Below are 3256 nucleotides of genomic sequence, written 5' to 3' on the forward strand. Positions count from 1 at the left end.
CGCCAAGGCCCCCACGCCCCCGGCGCCGACCAACTCCACGACGACCTCCTCACCCTCGGCGCCCACACCGTCACCATCACCGCCTGCGACGCCACCAACCCCACCGCCCTCACCGACCTCATCCACACCATCCCCACCGAACACCCCCTCACCGCCGTCATCCACACCACCGGCGCCCTCGACGACGCCACGCTGACGGCCATGACGGAGAAGCAGCTGCGGACGATCCTGGCCTCCAAGGTCGACTCGGCCGTCCTGCTGGACGCGTTGACGAGGGAGCACGACCTGGGCGCCTTCGTGATGTTCTCCTCGGCGGCCGGTCTGCTGGGCAGCCCCGGCCAGGCGAACTACGCCGCGGCGAACACCTTCCTGGACGCCCTCGCCGCCCACCGCCACGCCAACGGCCTGGCCGCCACCAGCCTCGCCTGGGGCCTGTGGGCCCAGGCCAGCGCGATGACCGGCCACCTCTCCGACCAGGACCACGCCCGGATGTCCCGCAGCGTGATCGTGCCGATGAGCTCCGAGCGCGGGCTGGAGATCTTCGACGCGGCGGACCGGACGGCCCGGCCGCTCCACTTCGCCTCGCCGCTCAACCTGGCCCACATCCCGCAGCTCCCGGTCTGGTCGCGGCTGGCCACCGTCCGGCCGACCGCCACCACCCACCAGTCCGGGCCGGCGCTGACCGAGCAGCTCGCCGGGCTCACCCCCACCGAGCGCCACCAGCACGTGCTCGGCCTGGTGCGGCGCCAGATCGGCGTGATCCTCGGCATCGACAACCCCGCCGTCATCGACGCCACCCGGGGCTTCCTCGACCAGGGCCTCGACTCCCTCACCGCCGTCGAACTCCGCAACCGCCTGCACACCGCCACCGCCATCCGCCTGCCCGCCACCGCCGTCTTCGACCACCCCACCCCCAACGCCCTCACCCAGTACCTCCTCGACCAACTCGCCCCCGCCGGAACCGAATCCGCTCCGGCGGCGGACCGGGGGGAGCCGGGGGAGGAGGGGATTCGCCGGGCGCTCGCCACGATCCCGCTGGACCGTCTGAGGGGCGCCGGCCTGATGAAGCCGCTGCTGCAGCTCCTGGGGCTGGCCGACCCGTCGGCCGACGCGGACGCGAGCACGGAGAGCGACGAGGAGTCCATCGACCTGATGGCCATCGACGACCTCGTCCAGTTCGCTCTCGGCGACGAATCCTGAATCGACTCTCGGAAAGTAGGTTTCATCATGGCTGCCTCGACTGAGGACATCGTCCGGGCGCTGCGAGCGTCGGTGAAGGAGCGCGAGCGGCTCCAGCGGGAGAACCAGCGGCTGATCGACGCGGCGCACGAGCCGATCGCGGTGGTGGGCATGGCCTGCCGCTACCCGGGCGGGGTGAACACCCCCGAGGCGCTGTGGGACCTGGTCGCCGAGGGCGTGGACGCCACCTCGGAGTTCCCGACCGACCGCGACTGGCCGGAGGACCTCTACGACCCGGACCCGGACCGGTCCGGGAAGTCCTACACCCGCCGGGGCGGCTTCCTGGACGACATCGCGGGCTTCGACGCGGAGTTCTTCGGGATCTCGCCGCGTGAGGCACTGGCCATGGACCCGCAGCAGCGGCTGCTGCTGGAGGTGTCCTGGGAGGCGCTGGAGCGCGCCGGGATCGACCCGCTGGCCGCGAAGGGCAGCCGGACCGGCGTCTTCGTCGGCGGCGCGGCCGTCTCGTACATCCCGGACCTGGAGCAGGTGGCGCAGAGCGTCGAGGGCTACGCCTTCACCGGCAACACCTCCAGCGTGCTGTCGGGCCGGGTGTCGTACTCCTTCGGGTTCGAGGGCCCGGCGGTGACGGTGGACACGGCGTGCTCGTCGTCGCTGGTCGCCCTGCACCTGGCCGTGCAGGCGCTGCGTCAGGGCGAGTGCACGATGGCCCTCGCCGGCGGTGTGACGATCATGGCGGGGCCGGGCGGGTTCATCGAGTTCTCGCGCCAGCGGGCCCTGTCGACCGACGGCCGCTGCAAGCCGTTCGCGGCCGGCGCGGACGGCACGGCCTGGGCGGAGGGCGTGGGCCTGATCGCGCTCGAACGGCTCTCGGACGCCAAGCGGCTGGGTCACCGGGTGCTCGGCGTCGTCCGGGGCAGCGCCATCAACCAGGACGGCGCCAGCAGCGGCCTGACCGCGCCGAACGGCCCCTCGCAGCAGCGGGTGATCCGCGCGGCACTGGCCAACGCCGGGCTGTCGGCCGACGACGTCGACGCGGTGGAGGCACACGGCACCGGCACCAGGCTGGGCGACCCGATCGAGGCGCAGGCGCTGATCGCCACCTACGGCCAGGACCGCGAGCAGGACCGGCCGCTGCTGCTGGGCTCGCTGAAGTCCAACATGGGCCACACGCTGGCGGCGGCCGGTGTCGGCGGTGTGATCAAGATGGTGATGGCCCTCCAGCGGGAGGAGCTGCCGCGCACCCTGCACGTGGACCAGCCGTCGCCGTTCGTGGACTGGTCGGAGGGCGCCGTGTCGCTGCTGACCGAGCCGGCCGCGTGGCCGCGCGGCGAGCGCACGCGGCGCGCCGGTGTCTCCTCCTTCGGGGCCAGCGGCACCAACGCCCATGTGATCGTCGAGGAGGCCCCCGCCGACACGGAGGAGCCCGCCGAGCCCGCCGAGGCCGCCGCTCCGCTGCTGTCGGGCGAGTCGGTGACCTGGGTCCTCTCGGGCGGCAGCTCCGGTGGGCTGCGCTCCCAGGCGGCCCGCCTGCTGGAGTTCGCCCAGGACCGCCCGGAGGAGGAACTCGCTTCGCTGGCGGGGTCGTTGGCGGCCAGGTCGGCACTTGGTCACCGCTTGGCGGTGGTCGGTGGCGACCGTACGGAGCTGCTGGTCGGCCTGTCGGGCTTCGCCGAGGCGGGCCACGCGACCGCCGGCGTGGTGACCGGTCAGGTGGTCGGTGAGGTCGGGGTGGCGTTCCTGTTTTCGGGGCAGGGTGCTCAGCGTCCTGGGATGGGGCGGGAGTTGTATGGGGTGGCGCCGGTGTTCGCGGTGGCGCTGGATGAGGTGTGTTCGCATTTGGACGGGTTGTTGGGGCGTTCGCTGCGGGAGGTGATGTTCGCCGGGGAGGGTTCGGCGGAGGCGGCGTTGTTGGATCGGACGGTGTTCACGCAGTCGGCGTTGTTCGCGTTCGAGGTGGCGTTGTTCCGGCTGGTGGAGTCGTGTGGTCTGCGGCCGGATGTGCTGGTGGGGCATTCGATCGGTGAGTTGGCGGCCGCGCATGTGGCGGGTGTGC

Annotated in this window: 2 protein-coding genes; both read left to right on the top strand. The window is 72.6% G+C overall.

Annotation, left to right across the window (positions count from 1 at the left end; genetic code table 11):
* The coding region (locus tag ABD308_RS39350) for a type I polyketide synthase (protein WP_344345930.1) at nucleotides 1-1200 on the top strand (1200 nt) is incomplete at its 5' end.
* A gap of 27 nt (nucleotides 1201-1227) precedes the next feature.
* Nucleotides 1228-3256: type I polyketide synthase (locus tag ABD308_RS39355; protein WP_344345932.1), on the top strand; the 2029-nt coding region annotated here is incomplete at its 3' end.

It is taken from the genome of Kitasatospora putterlickiae, assembly GCF_039527695.1.
GTDB classification, from domain to species: domain Bacteria; phylum Actinomycetota; class Actinomycetes; order Streptomycetales; family Streptomycetaceae; genus Kitasatospora; species Kitasatospora putterlickiae.